Annotated in this window: 18 protein-coding genes; 8 read left to right on the top strand and 10 right to left on the bottom strand. The window is 44.6% G+C overall.

Features of this window, described 5'->3' with window-relative positions:
• Positions 1–7: 7 nt before the first annotated feature.
• Together Q0R57_RS10315 and Q0R57_RS10310 are read left to right on the top strand one after the other, a co-directional pair.
• Entirely contained in the window at positions 8–1759 is a 1752-nt protein-coding gene (locus tag Q0R57_RS10315; RefSeq protein WP_294747049.1) for a SusD/RagB family nutrient-binding outer membrane lipoprotein, read from the top strand.
• A 23-nt stretch (positions 1760–1782) separates the two neighbouring features.
• Entirely contained in the window at positions 1783–3144 is a 1362-nt protein-coding gene (locus Q0R57_RS10310; protein ID WP_294747046.1) for a hypothetical protein, read from the top strand.
• A 164-nt stretch (positions 3145–3308) separates the two neighbouring features.
• Here the strand turns inward: Q0R57_RS10310 and Q0R57_RS10305 are convergent, their stop codons facing one another.
• The 3 genes from Q0R57_RS10305 to Q0R57_RS10295 form a co-directional block, all read right to left on the bottom strand.
• Entirely contained in the window at positions 3309–4169 is an 861-nt protein-coding gene (locus Q0R57_RS10305; protein ID WP_294747043.1) for a DUF4249 domain-containing protein, read from the bottom strand.
• A 3-nt stretch (positions 4170–4172) separates the two neighbouring features.
• On the bottom strand, positions 4173–6110 hold the full coding sequence (locus Q0R57_RS10300) for a TonB-dependent receptor (RefSeq protein ID WP_294747040.1): 1938 nt from the start codon (positions 6108–6110) through the stop codon (positions 4173–4175).
• A gap of 78 nt (positions 6111–6188) precedes the next feature.
• Positions 6189–7607 carry a hypothetical protein gene (locus tag Q0R57_RS10295; RefSeq protein ID WP_294747037.1) on the bottom strand — a complete coding sequence of 473 codons (1419 nt, stop codon included), beginning with the start codon at positions 7605–7607 and terminating at the stop codon, positions 6189–6191.
• A gap of 189 nt (positions 7608–7796) precedes the next feature.
• Between Q0R57_RS10295 and Q0R57_RS10290 the strand changes: the two genes are divergently transcribed.
• The 4 genes from Q0R57_RS10290 (at position 7797) to rd (ending at position 11898) form a co-directional block, all read left to right on the top strand.
• Complete coding sequence (locus Q0R57_RS10290) at positions 7797–9953, top strand: alpha-galactosidase (RefSeq protein WP_294747034.1); 2157 nt, start codon at positions 7797–7799, stop codon at positions 9951–9953.
• Positions 9954–10052: 99 nt separating this feature from the next.
• Positions 10053–10655, top strand: coding sequence for a DUF4254 domain-containing protein (locus Q0R57_RS10285; RefSeq protein WP_294747032.1), 603 nt, complete (start codon positions 10053–10055; stop codon positions 10653–10655).
• Positions 10656–10670: 15 nt separating this feature from the next.
• A complete protein-coding gene (locus tag Q0R57_RS10280; RefSeq protein ID WP_294747029.1) occupies positions 10671–11723 on the top strand; it encodes a glycosyltransferase family 9 protein in 1053 nt (350 codons plus the stop codon).
• A gap of 13 nt (positions 11724–11736) precedes the next feature.
• Positions 11737–11898 (top strand): rubredoxin, encoded by a 162-nt coding sequence (gene rd, locus Q0R57_RS10275; RefSeq protein ID WP_294747026.1) that lies wholly within the window; start codon positions 11737–11739, stop codon positions 11896–11898.
• Here the strand turns inward: rd and Q0R57_RS10270 are convergent.
• Positions 11884–12417 carry an RNA methyltransferase gene (locus tag Q0R57_RS10270; protein WP_294747024.1) on the bottom strand — a complete coding sequence of 178 codons (534 nt, stop codon included), beginning with the start codon at positions 12415–12417 and terminating at the stop codon, positions 11884–11886. The two genes, rd and Q0R57_RS10270, sit on opposite strands and share 15 nt — an antisense overlap.
• 426 nt (positions 12418–12843) lie before the next feature.
• On the opposite strand from Q0R57_RS10270, the gene nadA reads away from it, so the two are divergent.
• A complete protein-coding gene (nadA, locus tag Q0R57_RS10265) occupies positions 12844–13833 on the top strand; it encodes a quinolinate synthase NadA (RefSeq protein ID WP_294747069.1) in 990 nt (329 codons plus the stop codon).
• 12 nt (positions 13834–13845) lie between these two features.
• Here nadA and Q0R57_RS14760 read toward each other — a convergent pair whose 3' ends face one another.
• The 6 genes from Q0R57_RS14760 to leuS form a co-directional block, all read right to left on the bottom strand.
• Positions 13846–14211, bottom strand: a complete 366-nt coding sequence (locus tag Q0R57_RS14760) for a GtrA family protein (protein WP_366516849.1) — start codon at positions 14209–14211, stop codon at positions 13846–13848.
• Between the two features lie 62 nt (positions 14212–14273).
• Complete coding sequence (locus tag Q0R57_RS10260) at positions 14274–15668, bottom strand: CotH kinase family protein (protein ID WP_294747021.1); 1395 nt, start codon at positions 15666–15668, stop codon at positions 14274–14276.
• A gap of 18 nt (positions 15669–15686) precedes the next feature.
• On the bottom strand, positions 15687–17732 hold the full coding sequence (locus Q0R57_RS10255) for a Por secretion system protein (protein WP_294747018.1): 2046 nt from the start codon (positions 17730–17732) through the stop codon (positions 15687–15689).
• 9 nt (positions 17733–17741) lie between these two features.
• Entirely contained in the window at positions 17742–18377 is a 636-nt protein-coding gene (locus tag Q0R57_RS10250; RefSeq protein ID WP_294747017.1) for a non-canonical purine NTP diphosphatase, read from the bottom strand.
• Between the two features lie 5 nt (positions 18378–18382).
• Positions 18383–19354 (bottom strand): YitT family protein, encoded by a 972-nt coding sequence (locus Q0R57_RS10245; protein WP_294747067.1) that lies wholly within the window; start codon positions 19352–19354, stop codon positions 18383–18385.
• A gap of 6 nt (positions 19355–19360) precedes the next feature.
• Positions 19361–22189, bottom strand: a complete 2829-nt coding sequence (gene leuS, locus Q0R57_RS10240; protein ID WP_294747013.1) for a leucine--tRNA ligase — start codon at positions 22187–22189, stop codon at positions 19361–19363.
• Positions 22190–22349: 160 nt separating this feature from the next.
• Here leuS and Q0R57_RS10235 point away from each other — a divergent pair, with 160 nt between their 5' ends.
• Positions 22350–23834 (top strand): hypothetical protein, encoded by a 1485-nt coding sequence (locus tag Q0R57_RS10235; protein WP_294747010.1) that lies wholly within the window; start codon positions 22350–22352, stop codon positions 23832–23834.
• Positions 23835–23967: the final 133 nt, after the last annotated feature.

Here is a 23967-nt window from a genome sequence, read left to right as displayed (position 1 = left end):
ACACATTATGAAAAAGATATATTTATTGCTGACCGTCGCAGCACTGACCTTTACCGCTTGCAGCGACAGCTACATGGAGGATGTAAACACCGATGAGACCAAGTCGGGAAGCATCAATCCCAACGCGCAGCTGACCACAGCCCTGCTACAGACCTACGGTGACTTCCAAGTGATGGACACCTACCGTAACTACATTACGGGTTACACCCAGCATTTTGCCGGTGGTTGGAACGTGACAAACTTTGCTGGTTGCAACAACTTCGACGACACCATGGCTTCGCTGTTCGACCGTTACTATAATGTAGGTATCAAGAACCTCGTGGATGCCATCCATCATACGGAAGACCAGCCAAACCTTAATGCTGCACTCCGTATTCAGAGAGTATATATGATTTCTATCCTCACCGATGCTTATGGAGACGTGCCTTGTTCAGAAGCAGGCCTCGGCTTTATTACTGGTAATGCAACACCAAAGTATGACAAGCAAGAGGACATCTATAACTGGTTCTTTGAGGAGTTGGCAGCTTGTGTTGACCAGTTGGGTACTGGCACCGACCGCATCAGCGGAGACGTGACGAACTACAATGGCAATATCGCAGCATGGAAGAAGTATGCCAACAGCCTGCGTATGCGTTTTGCCATGCGTATCTCTGGCATATGTGCCCAAAATGGTTCCCAGAAGGCCAAGGAGGAGTTTGAGAAAGCTGTCAATGCTGACGGTGGTTACATCGACACTCCAGACCTCGATGCCTATGTCAACCACATTGATGTGCCCTTTACGCTGTATGACGGAGCAAAGGAACTGGACTTCCGTGCCAATGCTTTGAGTGAGACTCACTACGGACAGGACTACAGCTCTCCAGCTATGATTTGCGCTACCTTCTTCGAGCTGATGAAGAATATGAACGACCCTCGTCTCTATCGCATCTGCCGTCATTATGACAACTTGAAGCGTAAGAACACCAAGCCCGACGAGTGGAGTATAGACCTTACTGACGAGTTCCTGACATGGCTGAACAGTAAGGGTCAAGAGGAACATGCTGCCCGTGTCGGTGAATCGTGGTACGCCCCCTGGCTCACAAGTCTTAGTCTCTCGATTCCTTCGGTATCTGATATCCCCACCCTGGCACAGATTGCCGCAGACTATCCTAACGATCCTTTCGGACAGGAAGGCATTAACGACAATGTTCGTCTGGTGTTCCCATGGCTGTCTATCGAGTTTGAGAGACCCGACCGTCCCGGTTTCCTGATTTCTTCTGCAGAGGTTCACTTCCTGCTGGCAGAGGCCAAGAGTCTGGGTTGGAATGTTCCTGGAGATATGAAAGACCACTTCGAGAATGGTATCAAAGATGCCATGCGCATGCTGAACCTTCATTACCTGCCTGCCGCTCAGAGAATTAGTGATGCAGAAATCAACGCCTATATTACCAGCATAGCCAACAGCAATGCTCTGAACAATAATGCTTGCCAAGCCATCAATACTCAGGCATACATCCTGCATCTGATGAATCCCTCTGAGGCATGGGCAAACCTGCGCCGTTCTGACTATCCTGTACTGGTTGACCGTGCTAAATTGCCGAAACAGACTGGTTTTACCTATCCTGACAAAGACCTTTCCACCCCTGACCGTCTGCACTATCCACTCCTGGAAGCAGAGTATAACAAAGCTAACAACCAAGAGGCTATTGACCGCCTAGGCGGTTCAGACGACTGGCACAAGCAAGTATGGTGGGATGTCAAGCATGGTAATTTTGAGTAATTTACATTAAACGTTTTATTATTATGAATAAATCTATGATTCTACATATTAAGAGCCTTGTACTCATGGCAGTGCTTGCTCTTCCCGTGGGTGTCATGCTCAGCAGTTGTTCTTCTGACAACGACCCCTTCTTCACTGCCAACGAAGATGACTATCCTGTCATCCTGAATTCTGACTTGGTAACCAACGAAGAATGGAAAAATGGTGAGCCCCCTGTGCTGACAACGATTACCCGTAAGGAGAACTTTGTCTATGAGGCCATTGTTACACCTGCTCACTATACTACCGTTACATGGTTTATTGATGATGTACAGGTGGCTGAGGGAAAGACCATCAACTATGGACCTCTTCCTGTTGGTGAACACCTCTTGAAAATCGTTGCTACAACGACCAAGGGAAAGGAAACCTCTCGTACCCGCAAGATTTCCGTCACGCTTTGCAACGATGACCCTGTAGCAGGCAAGGACATCCACGACCGTCTGGTCAAGCAAGGCTCTGTGGCTCAGCTGCATGGTAAGAACATCTCCAAGGTGACCAAGGTTATTATTGGTACTCAAACCGTAGATGCTACCTATAACGAAGGAGAGGACTGTGTGGAATATACCGTTCCCGATCTGTCAGACGGAGTCTATACGCTGCAACTGGTTGATGCCGAAGGCTATGTCTTTGATGCTGGCGAGATTGAGCTGAACACCAATCCTCAGTATTCTGGTGAAAAGGTAATCTATACAGGTCCTTCTGAGAAACTCGCATGGAATGCCATCACCTGGGGAAAAGAAGATATTCCTAGTCTGGGCATCAAGCCTGGTATGATAATTACCGTATATGTGACTGCAGACGAAGGTGCAGAAGGTGCTATCGCTACTTCATGGTGGAATGACATCAATTCTGGTGTTAAATGGGATGCAGAAGGCGGCTGTAAGCAGAGTTTGCCCCAGGGAGAGAGTGTCATGACCTATACCGTCACTACTACTCAATATTTGGAAGAGCAAGGACTTGGAGTGGTTGGTAACAACTTCGTGGTTGAGAAGATTACCATAGAAGAGCCTGCAGAGACTGTTATCTATGAGGGACCATCGGAGAAACTCGCATGGAATGCCATCACCTGGGAAAAAGAAGATATTCCCAGTCTGGGCATCAAGGTCGGCACAGTTATCACCGTGTATTACGTAGCTGATGCTGGCGCAGCAGGTGCTATTGCCACTTCATGGTGGAATGACATCAATTCTGGTGTTAAATGGGATGCAGAAGGTGGCTGTCGCCAAGATTTGCCTGAAGGCGAGGGCAAGATGGAATACGAAGTTACCAATCTCGACTATCTCAACGAACAAGGACTTGGAGTCGTTGGTAACGCCTATGTCATAGAGAAAGTCACAATCAAGTAAATTGGAGTGTTTGACGCTATAAAGTGGGGGATGCATCTTCTTGGTGCATCCCCTACTTATTTATCACGACATCGCTTTGACGCTATTCATTCCCAGTTAGGGAATTTTATTTTCCCAGGCAGGGAGCAAAAAAATCCCAGGCAGGGAAAAATCGCTCGCTATCCCTATTCAGGTTGACAATAGTCAGACATGACGAAAAAAAGCTCCACTGCCCCATAGCCGTTCCAATAGCCGATGCCGCCTGAAATATTCGAAGGGATATCGGCAACTGTTGACAGGAACATGTTTGTGGAGAGCGACTGGGTCTTGGTGTACTGATCCCAGAACAAGTATCCCTCCCTATTGACTTGGGCCAATTTTACGGCTACCGTATCGTTGGCAGCAAAATAAGGCGAATAGTTCTTGGTGTCGAGGCGATGTCCGTTATAAACCATCACCTCCGTGTGCTCGCCGATGACCTCATCGTTGATACTGCCCAGATAGGATGCTGTGTACTGAATATGCTTAGTGCCCACCCTGGTAAAGAGCTGATAGTAGTTCTTCTCATTGGGATTGTCAGTAAAGTAGACCTTGATTCTATAGAGCGAATCCACATCAGGCACACGTTCCACTTTGAAAGAATCAAGCTGAGGAGTGGGAGGAATCGTTGTAACGGCTGAGGCATGAAAGTCTTTATAGTCCACCATCAGCTTATAGCTCTTACCCGTCTCGCCCCTCATTCTGCCAGTAGTATATATATAAGGTGGGAAATAGTCCTCATCGTACTTGCCTGTCAGCACAACGGTGTCTGTGCCGTCAGTTATAGAGACTTTCGCCCAATTCACGATATAGTCTTCCAGATTGTCCATTTCCTGAAACTCTGAGGTGACAGGTAGTGTTCTGGTCAGGATAACCACAGGAAACTGGTTGTTCTGAATCCAGCCCTCAACAACAAGGTCGGACGACTGGCTCTTGATGCCGAATTCATCATCGCAGGCTACGAAAACGAAGGCAAACAGCAGGAGAATGTAGAAGACTTTTCTCATGATTCAGAATTTACAGAAATAACTGATAGAAGGCATGATCCTAAGCATAAACGTTACAGGACGATAGGCAAAGGAGCCGTCTTTACGACTTTTGATATAATAGAACAACTCGTTGCTCTGGGCAATGGCGTTATAGACAGAGAGGTTGATGCCGTTTTCACGAAACATTCGGCTCTTCCACTTGTAATTGGCAGAGAGGTCGAGACGCTTATAAGGCTTCAGTCGGCTGCTGTTATAGGGCCCATATTTCATCATCAGGTTATTGTCGATAAAGCTGATGCTGACAGGCGCCGTGAAAGGCGTGCCAGAAGCATAGACGAAGGTGGCGCCAAAGCTCCAATGGCTGTTCAGCGCATAGGTGGCAACAGCATTGAACTCATGGGGTCGCTCATGGCTGGCAGGATAGTCGCCAGGCTGTACTGCGCTGAATGATCGCTTGGCATTGGTATAGGTATAGCTAACCCAGCCTGTCAGCGGGCCACTGCATTTGTTAAGCATCAAACAAAAGCCATAGTTTCGTCCATCACCATGCAGCAGCTGTCGCTCTATGTTATAGGTAGAGTTTATGAAGTCGAGCACAGAGCCGCTATATTCCAATTGATGATAAAGTTTTTTATAGAAAATATCGGCTGACAGCCTGTATTGGCGATTAAAGAGGTAGGATGCTGCTGACAAAGACCATTCGTGAGCATACTGAGGAACCATTTTCTCGCTGGCCGACATCCAGAATTCTGAAGGCAGACCTATATTGGAAAAGCCCGTCTGGAACAGATACTGATGGCGCAAGGCATAGTCGAGTATCAATTGAAAGTTGAGAGTTGAAAGTTGAAGGTTGACTTGTGGGTCGAGGGCCTTGAAATGATAATCATCCTGCTGATAGAGGCTTGCCCTCAAACCGCCAAACAGCGAGAGATTAGAGAGTAGAGGCTGTGTGTAGCCAAGATGGACTGCTGCCTCGAAAGAATGAGTACGAGACATTCGGCCTGATGTGACGTTGAAAGTACCACTTGACTCCAGTTCCTGAGGCTGGATGTTGTGCCACAGCGTCTGAAGGCCTGCCTCCCAACGCTTCCACTCGAAACGCGACTGATAACCATAGTCAGTTATGCTGGAAGGCAACTGGAAGTGCGCATCCTGAAGGTCCATCTTAAACTCGTTGGCATAGGAGGTAACATAGAGAGAATGCTTCATGCGAAAGCCCTGTGGCTGTTGGTGCACCCAATGGAGAGCGCCCATCGTGTTGCCCCAGAAATCCTTCATCTTCGCGTAATAATTACTCTCACTAAACGATATGTCATCATGACCCATGTAGAAATCGGCAAAGAGCATGTTTTGGCTGTCTATCCTATGGGTCAGCGTAGCGTTGACATCGTAGAACGAATACTTGATTTGCTGGTCGTCGGCTTGCAGCCATTTGCTATAAAGCATGTTGATATAGGAGCCGCGAAGAGATGCTGTGAGTGAGGTGTTTTTGCTGATAGGCAGTCGCAGGGTGCCTTGCGATGAAATCAATCCCACAGAAACCTCTCCACTCATTGTGTCGACCACCTGTTCGTTTAAGTCCATATTCAGCTGGCCGCCTATTCTGCCAATGCTAAGCGGCGCATTCTGGTGGAGGGTGAAAGTAGGATAATGCGAAGGGTTGAAGGTTGAGAAGAATCCCAGCAGATGGCTTACATTATAAATAGGTACGCCACCTATGGACAGCATGTTATGGGAATTGTCGCAACCCTGAATGTTGATGCCACTTTTCATCTCGTTATTGGTCTGGATGCCTGGCAGCATTTGGGCATAATGCAAAGGGTCGGCATTGCCTAGAATCTTTGGCAAATAATCCATCATCTGCATATCCCATACAAAAGAGCCGTCAGCACGATTCCTGACAGCACGAGAGTAGGTGTTGCCTCTGACGACAACAGTATCAAGTGACAAATTCCACACTTTCCCCGATTCCTGGGCAAACAAGGAAACGGGGAAAGCGCAGAATAGTATTAATATGTATCTAATTATCAAACTATATTATTCAACCAAGTCCTTATACTTTTCAATCAGCTTGTTGAAATCGTCGATGACTGCCTTGAAGTCGCTTTCGTTGAAGAAGGCGCTGAAGGTGCTGTAAGAAGAACCATCGTAGAATACCATCACAGGCTCTGAAGTCCACTTTACGCGACCATCGTACTTGGTCTTCTGGAAAGGCTCCAACTTAATAGTAGCCTGTTTTACGGCGTTGTTGTCATAGAACACATTGAGATCCATCAGACCGTTTGCCTGGTTAATATACGACTTGAAATTGCTCTCCTCGTATTCAGCGTCATCAGCCTTCTTGATATATTCAGCAAACTTCTTGACATCGCTGCAAGTGCCCTGAACCTGAACCTTACCCAAAATATCGACCTTGACCACAGCATTCTTGGCATTTGCGTCATCAGTATAGTAATTGTCCTTATCGAATTCCTTCTCGCTGAATGCACCAAGATTGACAGAAGGAATACCACTCACGTCAGAAGCAGCTGACAAAGAAACGAGCGATTTGCCGTTCTTAGACAGCTCAAATACGACAGCTACCTTTGAATTGCCCTGATAGGTAACATTGGAGAGGTTTGCCTTATAGCCATTGTTGAGCTCAACCACTGTGCTGACATTCAGGTTGTCCTTGCTGAAGTCGAACTCCTCATTGGTTATAGAGCCGAGATCTATCTTCACAGCAATCTTCAATACCTGAGCACCTGCCTGAGTCAAAGTCACATTGATATTCTCTGGCACACGAATGATGCACTTCGTTCTGTCGTAATATCTGATGTATGTGTAGGAACCATTATTATAGTCGTAGTCTTCCTTTGTCCTATCATAGACATTAAATGCATAGAGGTCTTTCGAGTTGCCACTGGTCTCAACCTTCAATACACATTGCTTACCGTTCTGGTCTTTGAAGATGAACTGAAGGTCGCTGGCATCAGAACGCACCCAACTGCCATTACTTGCTGTAAAGTGAGAATAGAAGTTAGAGGCAATCAGGATAGCCTTATAGTTCTCATAGACATTTGTTCTATAGTCACTGATATTGACTCTGTCTGTTGTTCCTAAAGCATTCCTTGATGCATTAACGATATCCTCTGCCCATTTGCCAACATTGTCCCAGTCATAGTTTTTTCCACCGTAAGTCTCTTTGATATGCTTACCCAGGTTTACCAACTCCCTGAAGTCGGAAGCAGGTGTCAAATCCATAAACTCACGGGCCACTTGCTGCAGATATTCCTTCTGCTCTGCCTGCGTCATAGCATCACCCTTGTCAGGTGTCACAGGATCAACAGGGTTATCTGGCTTACTTGGATCAACTTTCTCTGAGGCAGGGTCATCATCGTCACCACAAGCCACAAAGCCAACACTTACCATCGACAGCGCCAGCGCTGCGAGGCTTAATCTGAAATACTTAATCATAGTCTAAATCGTTTTAAGTCGCTAATTATTTTCTATATTTGTTTGCAAAAGTAAGAAAAAATATATGAACCTTTACGATTTAATTGTTAATTTATATTAAATGCTATTCATCGTCCTATACTCTTACGATGGATTGTGGAGATAGTTTGCTAATTTTGCCAACAAATAAACAAAAAATTACCAACCCTTATGAAACAATTACTACTTTCTGTTCTTATGTTAACAATGTGTCATGTTGTCAATGCCAAAGATGTGTTTGTGAATACTCCCAAAACCACGCTGATGCTTGCCGTGAATGAGGGACAGACGCCTCGTATTCATTATTATGGTTCGCGCTTGAAGGCTGAACAGGCCCACGAAGTATATGATGCTATGAGCATCAACTACGACGCCTATCCTGCCTTTGGCCGCGACAGTTTCGACGAAACGGCTTTGAGTGTGACCCATGCTGATGGTAACATGTCGACAGAGCTGGTGGTGACAGGTAGCAGACAGGAGGGAGACCAGACCATCATCACCTTGAAAGATAAGAAATACGACTTCTTCGTAGACCTTTATTATAAAGCCAATGATAAGAGTGATGTGATTGAGACTTGGACGGTGATTCGTAATGGTGAGAAAAAGCCTATCAAGTTGGAGCAGTATGCCAGCGGTGTGATGACCCTTCGTCAGGAAGGTGCTTGGCTTACTCACTTTCATGGTGCTTGGGGTCAGGAGGCTGGTATGACTGAAGAGCCTCTTACTGCAGGTCTGAAGGTAATTGTGAACCATGATGGTGTACGCACGGCTATGGATGACAGAGCCGAGGTGATGATATCGCTTGACGGTAAGCCTCAAGAGAACAGCGGACGAGTGATTGGTGCTGCCCTCTGTTGGACAGGCAACTACAAGCTGCGCATCGAGACTCGTGGAAAGTATCGTCACACACTCCTTGCTGGTATCGACGACCTGCATACTGCCTATACTTTGAAACCTGGTGAGACATTTACTACTCCTGTGTTGGCACTTGCTTATAGCGAAGAGGGTAAGGGTGGCGTGAGTCGCGCTTTCCATCGCTGGGGTCGCAACGGACAGTTGCATAATGGCAAAGCACTTCGTGAGATTCTGCTGAACTCATGGGAAGGTGTTTATATGGATGTCAATCAAGAGGTGTGCGAGCAGATGATGGACGGCATAAAAGACCTGGGTGGCGAACTCTTTGTGGTCGATGATGGCTGGTTTGGTCGTAAGTATCGTCGTACTAACGATTCAAAGGCCTTAGGCGACTGGATGACTGACACCCAGAAACTGCCCAATGGTGTGCCTGCCTTGCTGAAGGCTGCTGAGGATCGCGGATTGAAGTTCGGCATCTGGATTGAGCCTGAGATGACCAACAGTCAGAGTGAGCTCTTTGAGGCACATCCCGACTGGGTGGTGGCTCATCCCACTCGTGAGCTGTCGATGGGTCGTGGTGGCACCCAATTGGTACTCGACCTCTCTAATCCTAAGGTGCAAGACTTCGTCGTCAGCATCGTAGACAATCTGATGAAGGAGAATCCCACCTTACATTATATTAAATGGGACTGCAACATGTCGATGCAGAACTTTGGCAGCAGCTATCTCACTGCCGACAAGCAGAGCCACCTCTTTGTGGACTATCACCTAGGACTGCGGAAGGCTCTGGAGCGCATCCGTCAGGCTTATCCTAACCTCGTTATCCAACTCTGCTCTAGCGGTGGTGGACGTGTGAACTGGGGTGCCCTACCCTACTTCGACGAGTTCTGGGTTTCTGACGATACTGATGCCCAACAGCGCCTCTTCATCCAATGGGGCACCAGTCATTTCTTCCCCACCCTGGCTATGGCTCAGCATGTGAGTGCCTCGCCTAACCATCAGACGGGTCGCATCATTCCCTTGAAGTTCCGCTTCGACGTAGCTATGACTGGACGCTTAGGTATGGAGATGAAACCCAGCGACCTGAATGAACGTGAACGCGAATATGCCAAGAAAGCAGTGGCATTCTATAAGGAGATTCGTCCCATCATCCAGCTGGGCGACCAGTATCGACTGCTCTCACCTTATGATAATAAGGGTTTCTGCAGTGAAATGTTCGTCACAGAAGATAAGAGCGAAGCTGTGTTCTTCTGCTATAAGTTCGAGAACTACATCGGCTTGGAGACACCGCGTTGGCATATGGCCGGCCTGGATCCAAACGCTACCTATCGCCTCAACGAGTTTGAGTGCGCTGAACGCAGTCACTATTTTGAGGGCAAGACCTTTAGTGGTAAATTCCTGATGGAGACAGGTATCGATGCTACATTAGGACGGCAGTTTGCCAGTCGCGTCATTCGACTAAAGAAGGAATAAAATCAATAAAATAACAAAATTTGCAGTAAAAACGTTGGTTAATTCAGAAAGTCTGTGTAAATTTGCAGATTGAAAAGAAAATACAGATCACAATATTATATGACTTTTACACAAGAAGCTACAAAAATTTTCCAACAGGCTATTCGTGACTATCACCTGACTGACCATGTAGATACTCCAGTAAATAATCCCTACGACAGGGATAGTATTGAGTATAAACTCTATATGAAATGTTGGATTGATACTGTACAATGGCATTTGGAGGATTTGATTCGTGACCCTCACATTGACTTGGCTGAGGCATTACAACTGAAACGTCGCATTGACCATTCTAATCAGGACCGTACCGACTTGGTTGAGGAAATTGATAGTTATTTCCGTCAGCAGTTCAGTGAGGTGAAGGTTCAGGCTGATGCACGTCTGAATACAGAAAGTCCTGCATGGGCCGTGGACCGTTTGTCTATCCTGGAACTGAAAATATGGCACATGAAAGAACAGGCAGAACGTAAAGATGCCTCTGAAGAGCATCTTACTCGCTGCAAACTGAAGCTCGATGTGCTGTTAGAACAGCGTGTAGACCTCTCTACTGCTATCGACCAGCTCCTCGATGACTATCAGACTGGTCGTAAGGTGATGAAGGTATACAGACAGATGAAGATGTATAACGACCCAAGCACGAATCCAGTACTTTATAAAAAGTAAAAAGGTAAAAAAGGGGTGAAGCATCAGCATATCTTAGTCATACGATTCTCTGCCTTGGGTGACGTTGCAATGACGGTACCCATTGTCTGGGCTGTGGCTCGTCAATATCCTGATGTAAGGATTACTGTGTTGAGTCGCGCTTTTGCACGTTCCTTCTTTGAGAATCTAGCACCTAACGTGAACTTCATGGAAGCCGACCTGAAGGGCGAATATCATGGCATCAAGGGTCTGAATACGCTCTACCGTCGTTTGGCTGCTAAGCAGTTCACTCATGTGGCCGACCTTCATTCGGTGCTTCGTTCTAAGTATTTGCGAATGCGTTTCAATATGAGCCACTTCAAAGTGTCACATATCGACAAACATCGCAAGATGCGTCGCCAGTTGGTTAGCAAGAATAAAAAGGTACGACAACAGTTGCCTACATCCTTTGAAAACTATATAGAGGTCTTTGCCAAATTAGGATTTCCTATTGATCATATTGATTTCAAGTCCATATTCCCATCAGGAGGCGGCAATTTGCATGAGTTACCAGAACAGATAGGAATGAAAGGCGAAGGAGAGAAATGGATTGGTGTAGCACCATTTGCAGCTCATAAAGGCAAAATCTATCCAAAGGAACAGATGCAGGAAGTGATTAGTGAGTTGACTAAACGCTATCCCAAAGCCCGTATCTTCCTGTTTGGTAGAGGAAAAGAAGAGGAAGAAGTATTTCCGAAATGGGAACAGCTGATGCCTCAATGCACTTGTGTGAGTTGGCATCTGGATACGATGGAACAGGAACTGATACTGATGAGTCATCTGGATGTGATGGTGTCTATGGATTCTGCCAATATGCACTTAGCATCGCTGACAGCTACACCTGTTGTATCAATATGGGGTGCTACTCATCCTATGGCAGGATTCTTAGGCTGGAACCAGAATAGAGAGAATGTTGTGCAGTTGAATATGGACTGCCGTCCATGTAGCATCTATGGTCAGAAACCTTGTATTCATGGCGACTTCCGTTGTATGACAGATATTAAGCCAGAGATGATATTAGAGAAAATTACCAAAATTATTAACCCCTAAAACAACTTGTATTATGAAGAAGTATGTATGTGATGTTTGCGGCTATGTATATGACCCCGCAGCAGGTGATCCTGACAGTGGTATTGCCCCAGGAACAGCATTTGAAGATATTCCCGATGATTGGGTGTGCCCCATCTGTGGAGTAGGTAAAAGCGACTTCTCAGTCGAAGAGTGAATGAAGGACGAAGTGATAGATGACGATGCCTGCAGTGACTGACACATTCATAGAGTGCTTGGTACCAAACTGCGGAATCTCTAAACAACCATCTGAGGCATCGATAACCTCTTGATGGACACCCTTCACTTCGTTACCCATAATAATAGCGTACGACTTCCCTGGTTCTGGTTGGAACTGGGGAAGTTTTGTTGAATCCACAGCCTGCTCAACGCTTAATACCGTTACTCCCCTACCCTTCAGTTCTTCAACAGCCTCTAAAGCCGTTTTAAAGTAACGCCATTCCACACTATCCTCGGCTCCAAGAGCTGTCTTATGAATCTCGTTATGAGGTGGACAGCCTGTGATGCCACACAGATAGACAGCCTCCAAACGAAAAGCATCAGCAGTACGAAATACACTTCCTACGTTATGCATGGAACGTACATCATCTAATACCACTATTAATGGAGTCTTCTCAGCCTGGTGAAACTCTTCCACCGATAGGCGGTTCATCTCTATAGTACGTAATTTTCTCATTTTGTCTGCAAAGGTACAAATAATTATTAAACCTCAAACCTCAAACCTTAAAAATATTGTGGATAAGTATGTGGATAACCTTGTTAATAACTCAAGAATAACCATGTAATTATAACACCCTTCCATCATCATAGTGGATATTAACATGTTTATTAACGCCTTTTTTTGAAGTTTTCCACTGTTTTTTGCTGAAAAAAGATATAAACTTAGTAATTTTGCACCAGAAATAGAAATTGTGGATAAAGTACAAACTCGTCTCATTATCAACAAGAAAGAATAAACAGTCAGTGTGGACAAACTATATTCACATAGGTATAACGGAATGAGCAAGAAAAATTGATGTAAGTTTTGCAATTATCAACGGCATATCATCCTACTTATCTTCTATTTTTAAAGAAAAAGAAAAAATAAAAAAATAAAAATGTGATGTTGAAAACTGAATGGACAAAACAAGGTTATATCGATGAACCGGTAGCTGAAGGTATTGACTTGAAGGCTGAGATTCGTAGATTATGTAAAGAGAAAGGTGCTATTATCTTAGCACACTACTATACCATTGGTGATATTCAGGACGTAGCCGATTTTGTAGGCGACTCATTAGCTCTGGCTCGTAAGGCAGCAGAGACGGATGCAAAGATAATGGTGATGTGTGGTGTACATTTCATGGCAGAGACCTGTAAGTTGCTTTCACCAGAAAAGATGGTGCTTTGTCCTGACTTGAATGCTGGCTGTTCCTTGGCTGACAGTTGTAAGGCTGAGGATTTGAAGAAATATAAGGAAGAGCATCCTGGCTATCAGGTCATCTCTTATGTTAATACAACAGCTGCTGTGAAAGCATTAACTGATGTGGTAGTAACCAGTGGTAATGCGAAGAAAGTAGTGGATCAGTTACCAAAAGACGGTAAATTTATCTTTGGTCCTGACTATAATCTTGGTAATTATATCAATGAGGTAACAGGCAGAAACATGCTGCTGTGGAATGGTGGTTGTCATGTTCATGAACGTTTTTCAGTCAATAAGATATTGGAATTGAAGAAGCAATATCCTGATGCTGTGGTAATGGCTCATTTAGAGTGTAAAGGTCCTGTTCTTGCAATAGCTGAAGTAAAGGGATCAACTGCAACGATGTTGCAATATACACAGAAAAGTGATAAAAAACGCTATATAGTGGCTACAGAGGCCGGAATACTGCATGAGATGCAACGTACCTGTCCTGATAAAGAATTCATCCCTGTGCCGCCAGAAATAAGCGAGAGCGGCTTAGAATGTTCGTGCAATGAGTGTCAATATATGAAGATGAACACACTTCTGAAGATTTACAATACATTGAAGTACGAATGGCCTCAGGTAGAAGTTGATCCTAAGATAGCAAAAGAAGCTGTAAAACCAATAGAAAGAATGCTGGAGTTGAGTTAAGCTCCAGCATTTTTATTTCTTTTTGAAAGCAAAGAATCTTTGTCCTAAATAATTAAATACCACGAAAAGACACATACCTAACGCCATTGATACGTTTTCTTGTATGGTTTTATTGAAGTCAGAAAGTATCCATTGCATTAATGGTTTTGCTATGCCATAAGCCAGCAGATAACAAGTTAATATGTTTATGGTAAATCGAAGTAGCGACGACCAGCCCTTTTCATGATACTGGAATGTGAAGTGTTTATTGAGAAAATAACTGCAGATGCTGCCAAAGAAATAATTAGAAGCAGATGAGACCCAGTAATTCAAGTGAAAGACATTATAGAATACAAACATGATAGTTGTGCCAACAATGGTGTTGACAATACCTACCATCACGAATTTCATGAAGGTCTTATCAGTGAACAGCGTTATTTTATTCTTTATCGACATCTCAATTATCTGATAATTATTTTTTGTCCGTTTTTAATGTAAATACCCTTTTTGGGCTTTGTTACAATATGACCTTCTAAGTTATAGAGTTGATTGTTATGATGATTTGAATAAGTATGGTTTTCAATAATAGAATAATCATTGATAGTTTCTATATTATCATCTATCCATTGTTTTCTAGCAGTAAACCATTCTATGGCTTCACTTATGTTTTGTTGAACAGAATCAGGTGGATAATTCCATTTTTCTCCATCAAACTTTCTTGATTGCTGCAAATGATAAGCTAATTGTGAATGCCCAAAATCATCAATATAATCAATGAGAGATTGTATGATACTATCTCCTTTTTCTCTCCATAGCTGTTTGTAGAAAAGAACAAATGTATTGTCAGGACTATTGAAAAGCGATGGATAATAGAAGAATGATTTATTATTGTGAATCTGAGACCATTCATTTGATGTTCTGAATGATGAATCAAAATCCCAAAGCGTACTCATTGTGACTTTTGAGTCAGAGTCCATATTGTATTTAGTCATAAAGATATTGGTTCCACCACCATCTTTATTACCTAATATATCTTGAGCCAATAACCATTTGGCAAACGATGGAATATCAATGTATTCATTATAATGACCTGTTTCTATAGACGTTTCAACATCGTTTATAATACTGCAAATAGTATCGATTCGTCCTGTTGTAGGCTCATCAGGATATTTAAAAGTATATCCTTTGTCTGTTGTAGATTTAAAGTATATTGGTTCATTCCACCAATAGGCATCTCGTTCAATAATGAAACCAGAATTCTTTTCTACGTTAATACGACAGTCAGCATTCCTTTTTACTGATTCTACAAGCATATAGATGCCATGATAATCTCCATTGAAGAAGAGATTAACATACATATAGTTGGGTGTCCAGCCACCAAGATTTAAGATATCGTTAAGCTTGAATCCAATAGTCCATTTTAGGTTGTCACCTCCTTGATCCAATAGTAACCAGTTCTTGTCGTTATACCTTTGATCATGACGACAAAGAAGATCAGCTTTCTTTTCTAACTTGATTTTATATGGCTTTTTAGAACTGTAATAGGCGCTGGTGTTTCCACGTATTCTTATAGTCATTCCTGCTGTGTCTTTTTGATAATTGCCACTATCAAATAGAATACTGTCATGTAAGGATAAAATGATACGTCCTGGAACTTTTGTTTTGTTTGTAGTACTAATGCCATACTCTCCTTCTGGTGCCCAGATATAGTCACATGTTGGTATAGCATTGTCAATAGTATGAATAGAAAGAATGGGTAATCCTAATTGTTCTATAAAGGCAGAATCAACAGGTTCAGCCATTAATGGATAAAAATTGAATATAAGACATAGGTATAATAAGAATCCATGTTTCATTTTTTCCTTATTATTGATTTATCTTATAACAGCAATTTTTCCTACTATTCCATCTGAGCCATTGCTGGTGGCTGTAGCTATCATATAGATGCCACTAGCCACTCGTTTACCTTGTTGGTCACATCCGTCCCAAGTGAATGTGCCGCCATTAGAACGTCTCTGAGCCACTAAACGACCACTGCTGGTAAGAATCTTCACGTCTGCATCAAACGACAGTCCTACGACGGTTATAAGGCCTGTGTATCCAGGTTCTACAGGATTAGGATAAGCATAGACGTCGTCTTTTGTCATTTCAGTAGCGCTATTCGTAGCATCACTCATATATGAACAAAGTCCATTCTTTGTTCCGAAAAACACCTCTCCTGTATTGTCATTAATGGCAATAGATTCAATAATATCTGACAGGAGAGGACTATTATTAATAGTAAAATGATGAATCTGTTCCATGTTATCAGCGCTGATAAGATACACACCATTACCATCAGTACCAACCCATTTGCGATTACCACCATCAATGGCAATACAGGTAATATTGACGCCTGTCATGAGATAGTCAGCGTAATCAGTACCATCATTACGTGGTACTTTTACTTGTGTAAAGCCTAAGGTGTTGTTTTCTTGTTGTTGACTATCGTAAAGAAACAATCCCTGTTCGGAACCTATCCAAATGTTTTTGTCCAAATCCTGTGCAATACAATGTACATAGTTCAGACCATATGAAATGCCGTCTTGATTAGTAAAGTTCTCGTATCGTGTAAATGCTTCTGTTTCTGGATTTAGTCTTATTACACAGGGATGATTATGGTGATCGTTTACCATCCAGGCATTTCCATTATTATCAAAAATAGCACCACGAATGATACGTAAAGGTGAGTTCTGATAGAAAAGCTCTGAGTTATCGTAACCTTCCCATTCATTAGAAGTGGGATTATATTTTAATAGAGGTGTTTTAGCTTTAGAACTACTGTTTGACATCCAAACATTGTTTAGATGATCAAAGAACAGACCATCAAGACGAACGTAGTTTGCAGCATTTGCATCTTTTTCGTCTAAAGCGGAGACGATAGGACTATTTGTGGAGGTAAAGTTTTGGACCATCTTTCCATTCAGAAATTCGTAAAGGCCCGTTCCACAAGTAGTTACAAAATAATGATTGGGATTAGAGGGATCAACAGCTATAGAAGTGGCATCAGTCAGTCTGGTACCAGTAAGGGGAGTAATATCATTCTTATCTAATGATGTCCACTTATTGCCGTCTTTGAGGATTTGCGCACAGAAAGGACGCAAAAACTCGCTTCCGTCTTTCCATCCACCACCAACAGTATATAATATGCCATTATCAAAGCTCATAAAACCAAAGTAATTGTATTTTGGTCCATCTGGTTTGAGCGTTGCAACAACAGGCTGATAGGTATCCCAATCAGTATTATCGGTAGTGAATTCAGGATAAGTTGTTGTTGTTTGCCAATTTGTTTTATCAATGAGATTGTCAGTCAAAGTAGCCTTATAAACCACTCCTTGCTTATTTCGTGCATAGATGGTCTTATTGTCTATGACTATTGCATTAATATTCTGATCTAAGATGTACGACTCACTAATTTCTGCCCTATCCATATTGATTTTCACGATACCGAAACCTGTGCAAAGATAGGCAAATTCGTTATAGATATAGATGTTATTGACAGTCTTGTCCTTCGTCATCGACTTGGAATAGTAAGAACTGATGTTGGTGACGTCGCCATCCAAGTCAAGTAAGTCGATATTTGTACTCTCATAGACCACCATCAACCGTTTTACTTTCTGGTTCCAGGCAATCTGTGAGATATAGGTATCACTAAGTGTATTTACGTTGTCGAAGGTAGTGATAGAATGGTCGTTGAGATTATAACTATAGAGGCTGTTTGAGGCTCGCACAAAAAGCGTATTAGCACCAGCCTTTACAATCTGTTGCGGCTCATAATATGACATATAAGCACGCCAAGTGCCTATCTGCGCAATTGACAATTGAGAATTGAAAATTGATAATTGCGCAATAAGAAGTAATATCAGGGCCAGTCTCTTCATACCATATACTTATTTAAGGAGATATTCTGCGAGTTTTGCTGTGGCTCGTCCGCGATGACTAATGCTGTTCTTCTGTTCAGCATTCATCTCAGCAAAGGTTTGGTCATAGCCTTCTGGACGGAAAATAGGGTCATAGCCGAAGCCCTCTACCCCACTCCGCTCTGTTGTTATCTCGCCTTTGACAATGCCATCGAAGAGATGTTCCTGTTTGATGCTGGTACAGCCACAGGGACAGACATCCTTTTTCTGAATGAGGGCGATGACAGTACGGAAACGGGCCTTGCGATTGTCTTTATCTGACAACTCACGTAGCAGACGCGCCATATTGGCTTCGCTATCGTGACTTTTGGGACTATCAGTAGACCCAGTAGGCTCCATTGCGGCATAGCGGGCACTATAGACGCCAGGCGCCCCATTCAGGGCCTCTACTTCCAGACCAGTATCATCGGCAAAGCAGTCAATGTGATAGTTGTCGTAGACGTAACGAGCCTTCTGCAGGGCATTCTCCTCAAGCGTCTGTCCTGTTTCAGGGATGTCTACATCGCAGCCAATATCCTTCAGCGACAGCACTTCAAAGCTATCGCCCAGAATCTGGCGTACTTCCTGTAGTTTGTGCAGATTGTTGGTTGCGAATACTATCTTCATATCTTCTACTTTCCTTTATCTTCCTCTATCTCCTTTACTTCTTCTTTCTTCTTATTCTCCTTGATCTTGACTTTCATCTCGTCGAAGCCTTCTCCATAGACACCAATAACGGCACTCTGCGATACGAAGGCCTGAGGGTCGATCATCTTGATAAGTCGGAAGATAATGATGCTCTCGTTCTTCTTGGCCAGGATACACAGCACCTTGATTTCCTGTCCTGTATACCATCCGTGACCATCGAGGATGGTGACGCCATGATGCATCTGAGTGCCGATGGCATTGGCTATCTCCTGCCATTTTCGCGTGAAGATAAGGAACTGTACGGACTCGCGACGTGCATTCATTACATAGTCGAGCACGAAGTTCTCAAGGGCCATCACGCAGAAACCGAACATCACCTTATGGGCTCTCTCGATGTAATCGCCAAACTGTGGGAAGAACATACAGGAGCCGATGATGCAGAAGTCAGCAGTAATCAGTACGGAGCCCAGCGACACGTTGTGGTATTTGTTTACTGATGCAGCAATGATATCAGTACCACCCGTAGAGCCGTTGTGCAGAAAGACGGTGGCCAGGGCGATACCTGTGATAACACAGCCTATAATCATCGACATGAAGTCCTGCCCTTCGCCCAGCAACTTGATAGGCAGTCCGTTGTCCTGCTTGGGAATAATCTCCTGGGCAAACATCAACATGAAGTAGAGGGCGAAGATGGCAAAGATGGTCTTCAGCATGAACTTGAAGCCCAGAATCTTCAGCGCCACCAACAGCAGAATGCCGTTGATGATGATGTAGGTGTTCTCCAGATGGAATCCTGTGGCATAGTAGATGATAGCCGACAGACCCGTTACGCCTCCTGCCACAATCTGATAAGGCATCAGAAAGACGGTGAAGGCGATGGTGTAGAGCACCAGTCCGAGGGTGATGAAGAAATAATCTTCAACCTCGTTCATGATGAGTTTATGATTAATGTTCATCATTTGTTATTTGATGACGATGTTCACCATACGTTTCGGGACGATGATAACCTTTACTATCTGCTTGTCTTCCAAGTACTTAGCAGTACGCTCATCGCTGCGAACCAGCTGTTCGATGGCAGCATTGTCGGCATCGGCAGCCAACTCTATTTCAAAGCGAGTCTTACCATTGAAGGCCACACCCATCTTCACGCTGCTCTCTACCAGGTATTCTTCATTCCATGTGGGCCACTGTGAGTCGCAGACACTACCCTGCTCGCCCATCATCTCCCAGAGTTCCTCAGCGATATGAGGAGCAAAAGGAGCAATAAGGATGACGAGGGTCTTCAGCATCTCCTTGTTCTTGCACTTCTGCTGCGAGAGCTCGTTAACGCAGATCATAAATGCAGAAATAGAGGTATTATAGCTGAAGGTCTCGATGTCCTGCGATACCTTCTTGATAAGCTTGTGTACGCTCTTCAGGTTCTCTGGCGTTGCTGTCGAGTCTGTTGCTGTGCCACAGCAATAAGCAGAACAGAGGTTCCAGAACTTCTTCAGGAAGCGGTGGCAGCCGTCGATGCCGTTGGTATCCCAAGGCTTACTCTGCTCAACAGGACCCAGGAACATCTCGTAGAGACGCAGTGTGTCAGCACCATACTTCTCTACAATCATATCTGGATTCACCACATTGAACATCGACTTCGACATCTTCTCGATGGCCCAGCCGCACTTGTACTGACCATTCTCAAGGATAAACTCGGCGTTGTTGTACTCAGGACGCCAAGCCTTGAAGGCCTCGATGTCGAGAACGTCAGCACTGACGATGTTGACATCCACGTGGATTGGTGTGGTGGTGTACTTATCCTTCAGGCCGAAGCTGACGAACTTACCCTTGTCGGCACCCTCGTCTTCGATACGATAGACGAAGTTAGAGCGACCCTGAATCATACCCTGGTTCACCAGCTTCTTGAAGGGCTCATCCTCGCAGCTGTAACCAGAATCATAGAGGAACTTGTTCCAGAAACGGCTGTAGATGAGGTGACCAGTAGCGTGCTCAGTACCACCAACATAGAGGTCCACGTTGCGCCAGTACTCATCAACATCCTTGTCAACCAGAGCCTTCTCGTTCTTGGGGTCCATATAGCGCAGATAGTAAGCACTTGAACCAGCGAAACCAGGCATTGTGTTGAGCTCCAAGGGGAAGACGGTCTTGTTGTCAATCAGCGACTTATCGACTACGCTATCTGTCTTGGTGTCCCAAGCCCATTTCTTAGCACGACCCAATGGGGGTTCGCCAGTCTCTGTGGGCTTGTACTCGTCAATCTCAGGCAACTCCAGAGGCAGACACTCCTTTGGAATCATATAAGGCATATCGTCCTTGTAGTAAACAGGGAACGGCTCACCCCAGTAGCGCTGGCGAGAGAAGATGGCGTCGCGCAGACGGTAGTTCACCTTCACACGACCCAAGCCCTGCTCAGTCACATATTTCTTGGTGGCGGCGATAGCTTCCTTGACAGTCAGACCATTCAGACTGAACTTGGCTGACGAAGAGTTACAGACGATACCCTCCTTGGCATCGTAGCTCTCTTCGCTGACGTCAGCACCCTCAATCAGAGGGATGATGGGAAGATTAAAATGCTTGGCGAAGGCGTAGTCACGAGAGTCGTGAGCAGGCACAGCCATAATAGCACCAGTACCATAGCCTGCAAGGACATATTCTGCAATCCAGATGGGGATCTTCTCGTCTGTAAATGGATTGATAGCATAGCTACCAGAGAACACACCTGTTACCTTGTGGTCCATCTGGCGATCGCGCTCTGTGCGCTTCTTCACATAGTCCAGATACTTGTCTACCTCAGCCTTCTGCTCAGGAGTAGTAAGTTCTGCTACCAGGTCGCTCTCAGGAGCCAGTACCATGAATGTTACACCAAACATAGTATCAGCACGAGTAGTGAAGATGGTGAAGTGCTTGTCTGAGTCGGCTACATTAAACTCAACCTCTGTACCTTCTGAGCGACCAATCCAGTTGCGCTGGGTTTCCTTCAGAGAGTCGGTCCAGTCGATATCCTCAAGTCCGTCGAGCAGTCTCTGTGCGTAAGCCGATACACGCAGACACCACTGGCGCATCTTCTTCTGTACTACAGGATAGCCGCCACGAACACTTACACCGTCTACTACCTCATCGTTGGCCAATACAGTTCCAAGCTTTGGACACCAGTTAACCATTGTGTCGGCCAGATAGGCTATACGATAGTTCATCAGCACCTCCTGCTTCTTCTTCTCAGAGAATGCGTTCCATTCAGCAGCAGTAAAGTGCAGTTCCTCAGTACCCAGAGCGTGACAATCCTCAGTACCCATCAGTTCGAAGTGCTCAATCAGCTTGATAGTTGGCTGAGCCTTGTGCGATGCGGTAGAGAAGTAGCTCTTAAACATACGCTGGAATGCCCACTGAGTCCACTTGTAGTAGATAGGATCGCAAGTACGAACCTCGCGCTCCCAGTCGAAGCAGAAACCAATCTTATCCAGCTGACTGCGATAACGGTTGATGTTTTCTACTGTTGTCTTCTCAGGATGCTGACCCGTCTGGATGGCATACTGCTCTGCGGGCAGTCCGTAAGCATCATATCCCATGGGATTCAGCACGTTATAGCCCTGCTGACGCTTGTAGCGGGCATAGATATCGCTGGCAATATAGCCCAACGGATGGCCCACATGCAGGCCTGCACCACTGGGATAAGGGAACATATTTAGCACGTAGAACTTCTTCTTCGATGCGTCTTCCTTCACTCGATAGGTCTGCATTTCCACCCATCGCTTTTGCCATTTCTGTTCGATGTCTCTGAAATTGTAATCCATTGTATCTTGTTTTTTATTCGTGTTCCTATTAATTTAGGCTGCAAAGTTACGAATAAAAAATGAAAATAAAATCTTTTAGACGTTTTTTCTTTGTCGTATCATTTTTATTCATTAATTTTGCGGTCGAAATTATACATTAACAACAAATACAAAAATGCTTATGAAGAAAGTTTTTACTTTACTATTTGTCGCGATGATGAGCATCTGCGGCTGGGCTGAGGAAGTTACCTTCGATTTTGATAACAATTATCAAGAGCTCTTCCCCACCCTTCCTGGTGTTTCGTCTAACGATTCTCATGATGGTGACTTTTTAAATGACACTACCACAGTCTTGAATGGTGTGTCGCTGACAGTTTCTGCTGCCGCTGAGGGAAACAAGAATGCCAATCGTATTTGGAACAATTCACCTCGTTTGCGTATGTATAGCGGTACGTTGACTATTACTGCTCCCGCAGGACAGGCCATTACTAAAATGGTTTTTAATCAGGGTAAGTGGAATACTAACAACACAGCCAATGAAGGTTCGCTGAGTGGTGATGGTTGGGAAGGTAATACCGCTTCGGTGGTGATTACGATAGCAGGAAATACTCAGTTTAAGAGCATCGTAGTAACTGTTAGCGATGGTTCTGACAACCGTACTGCTTCTACCATTGAGTTTGCTGAGGGTTACGAGGATCGCGCTACCTGTGGCAAGGACGAGAAAATCAGTCTGCCCACCGCTATTGTGAAGGCTGGCGATGACGTTATTGCTGGCGCAGCAGTTACATGGACGCTGAGCAGCGATTCGCTGGCAAAGATTTCTGGCAACGATATTGTGATTCAGAATGGTGTTCAGGGTCAGGTTACTGTAAGAGCCGACTTCGAAGGCGATGCTACCTACAAGCCCAGCACCAAGAGCTATACGCTGACCATCTACAAAGGCTATCTGTTACTGTCTTCTCTCGTAGAGGATTGCACCAGCAGTAATCCCAAGTGGGACAATGGTGGCGAGTACGCTTCTTACTGGTTTGTTAGCGAGAGCCTCGTGCCTGTAAATAACACCGTTACCTTTGCAAGCGGCAAATACATCTACCTGACTGACGGTACCAACAACATGCTGTTCTATGGTACCAACAAGCAGAACCTGGCTCAGGGTCACGTCATCAACGGTGATCTGGGCGAAGGTAAGCTGGGTGCTTTCTGGGGCAAGCTCTATCGCTACAACAACCTGCCTGAGTTCTCATTCACCGATATGGAAGTGAAGGTTCAGGATAGCGTAGCAGTAGCTCCTAAGACCATTACTGTCAGTCAGTTAGCCGACAATGTCAATGCCTACATCCAGATTAACAACGCCGAATTCGTTAGCATCGACAACAAGAACCTGAAGTTCGTTGTGGGTAGCGATTCTATGGCTGTTTACAACCAGTTTGGTGTCAACACAGACGCTCTGGAGGTTGGCGAGATTTATACCCTTACGGGTATGGGCTCTGTCTACAAGGAGACCATCCAGATGAACCTGATTGACTTCACCACAGGTGCAAACAACATCAGCAGCATGAAGGCAGACGCCTTGAAGAGCGATGCTATCTACAACCTGCAGGGCCAGCGCGTGATGGCAACCAAGAAGGGTCTGTACATCATCAATGGCAAGAAAGTTGTGAAGTGATTTCATATAAATAGCCATTTAGAATAGCGGGTCCAGCAGGGCCCGCTTTTCTTTTTCCAAAAAGGGCGCCTCAAGCGCCTCAAACGTCTTTTCTGTTTTTTGCCGCTTAACTAGAGAATTTTATTTCCCTAGT

Origin of the sequence: uncultured Prevotella sp. (assembly GCF_946407605.1) — a bacterium.
Classification (GTDB): Bacteria; Bacteroidota; Bacteroidia; order Bacteroidales; family Bacteroidaceae; genus Prevotella.
The sequence above is the reverse complement of the archived record's forward strand: the minus strand, read 5'-3'. Positions and strand labels throughout refer to the sequence as shown.

Bases quoted from the DNA above. Each gene is read 5' to 3' on its own strand.
- Q0R57_RS10250 (WP_294747017.1), bottom strand. From the start codon at position 18,377: ATGAAGATAGTATTCGCAACCAACAATCTGCACAAACTACAGGAAGTA.
- Q0R57_RS10285 (WP_294747032.1), top strand. From the start codon at position 10,053: ATGACTTTTACACAAGAAGCTACAAAAATTTTCCAACAGGCTATTCGT.
- Q0R57_RS10245 (WP_294747067.1), bottom strand. From the start codon at position 19,354: ATGAACATTAATCATAAACTCATCATGAACGAGGTTGAAGATTATTTC.
- nadA (WP_294747069.1), top strand. From the start codon at position 12,844: ATGTTGAAAACTGAATGGACAAAACAAGGTTATATCGATGAACCGGTA.
- Q0R57_RS10260 (WP_294747021.1), bottom strand. From the start codon at position 15,668: ATGAAACATGGATTCTTATTATACCTATGTCTTATATTCAATTTTTAT.
- Q0R57_RS10235 (WP_294747010.1), top strand. From the start codon at position 22,350: ATGAAGAAAGTTTTTACTTTACTATTTGTCGCGATGATGAGCATCTGC.
- leuS (WP_294747013.1), bottom strand. From the start codon at position 22,189: ATGGATTACAATTTCAGAGACATCGAACAGAAATGGCAAAAGCGATGG.
- Q0R57_RS10295 (WP_294747037.1), bottom strand. From the start codon at position 7,607: ATGATTAAGTATTTCAGATTAAGCCTCGCAGCGCTGGCGCTGTCGATG.
- Q0R57_RS10290 (WP_294747034.1), top strand. From the start codon at position 7,797: ATGAAACAATTACTACTTTCTGTTCTTATGTTAACAATGTGTCATGTT.
- Q0R57_RS10255 (WP_294747018.1), bottom strand. From the start codon at position 17,732: ATGAAGAGACTGGCCCTGATATTACTTCTTATTGCGCAATTATCAATT.
- Q0R57_RS10310 (WP_294747046.1), top strand. From the start codon at position 1,783: ATGAATAAATCTATGATTCTACATATTAAGAGCCTTGTACTCATGGCA.
- Q0R57_RS14760 (WP_366516849.1), bottom strand. From the start codon at position 14,211: ATGGTAGGTATTGTCAACACCATTGTTGGCACAACTATCATGTTTGTA.
- Q0R57_RS10305 (WP_294747043.1), bottom strand. From the start codon at position 4,169: ATGAGAAAAGTCTTCTACATTCTCCTGCTGTTTGCCTTCGTTTTCGTA.
- Q0R57_RS10270 (WP_294747024.1), bottom strand. From the start codon at position 12,417: ATGAGAAAATTACGTACTATAGAGATGAACCGCCTATCGGTGGAAGAG.
- Q0R57_RS10315 (WP_294747049.1), top strand. From the start codon at position 8: ATGAAAAAGATATATTTATTGCTGACCGTCGCAGCACTGACCTTTACC.
- rd (WP_294747026.1), top strand. From the start codon at position 11,737: ATGAAGAAGTATGTATGTGATGTTTGCGGCTATGTATATGACCCCGCA.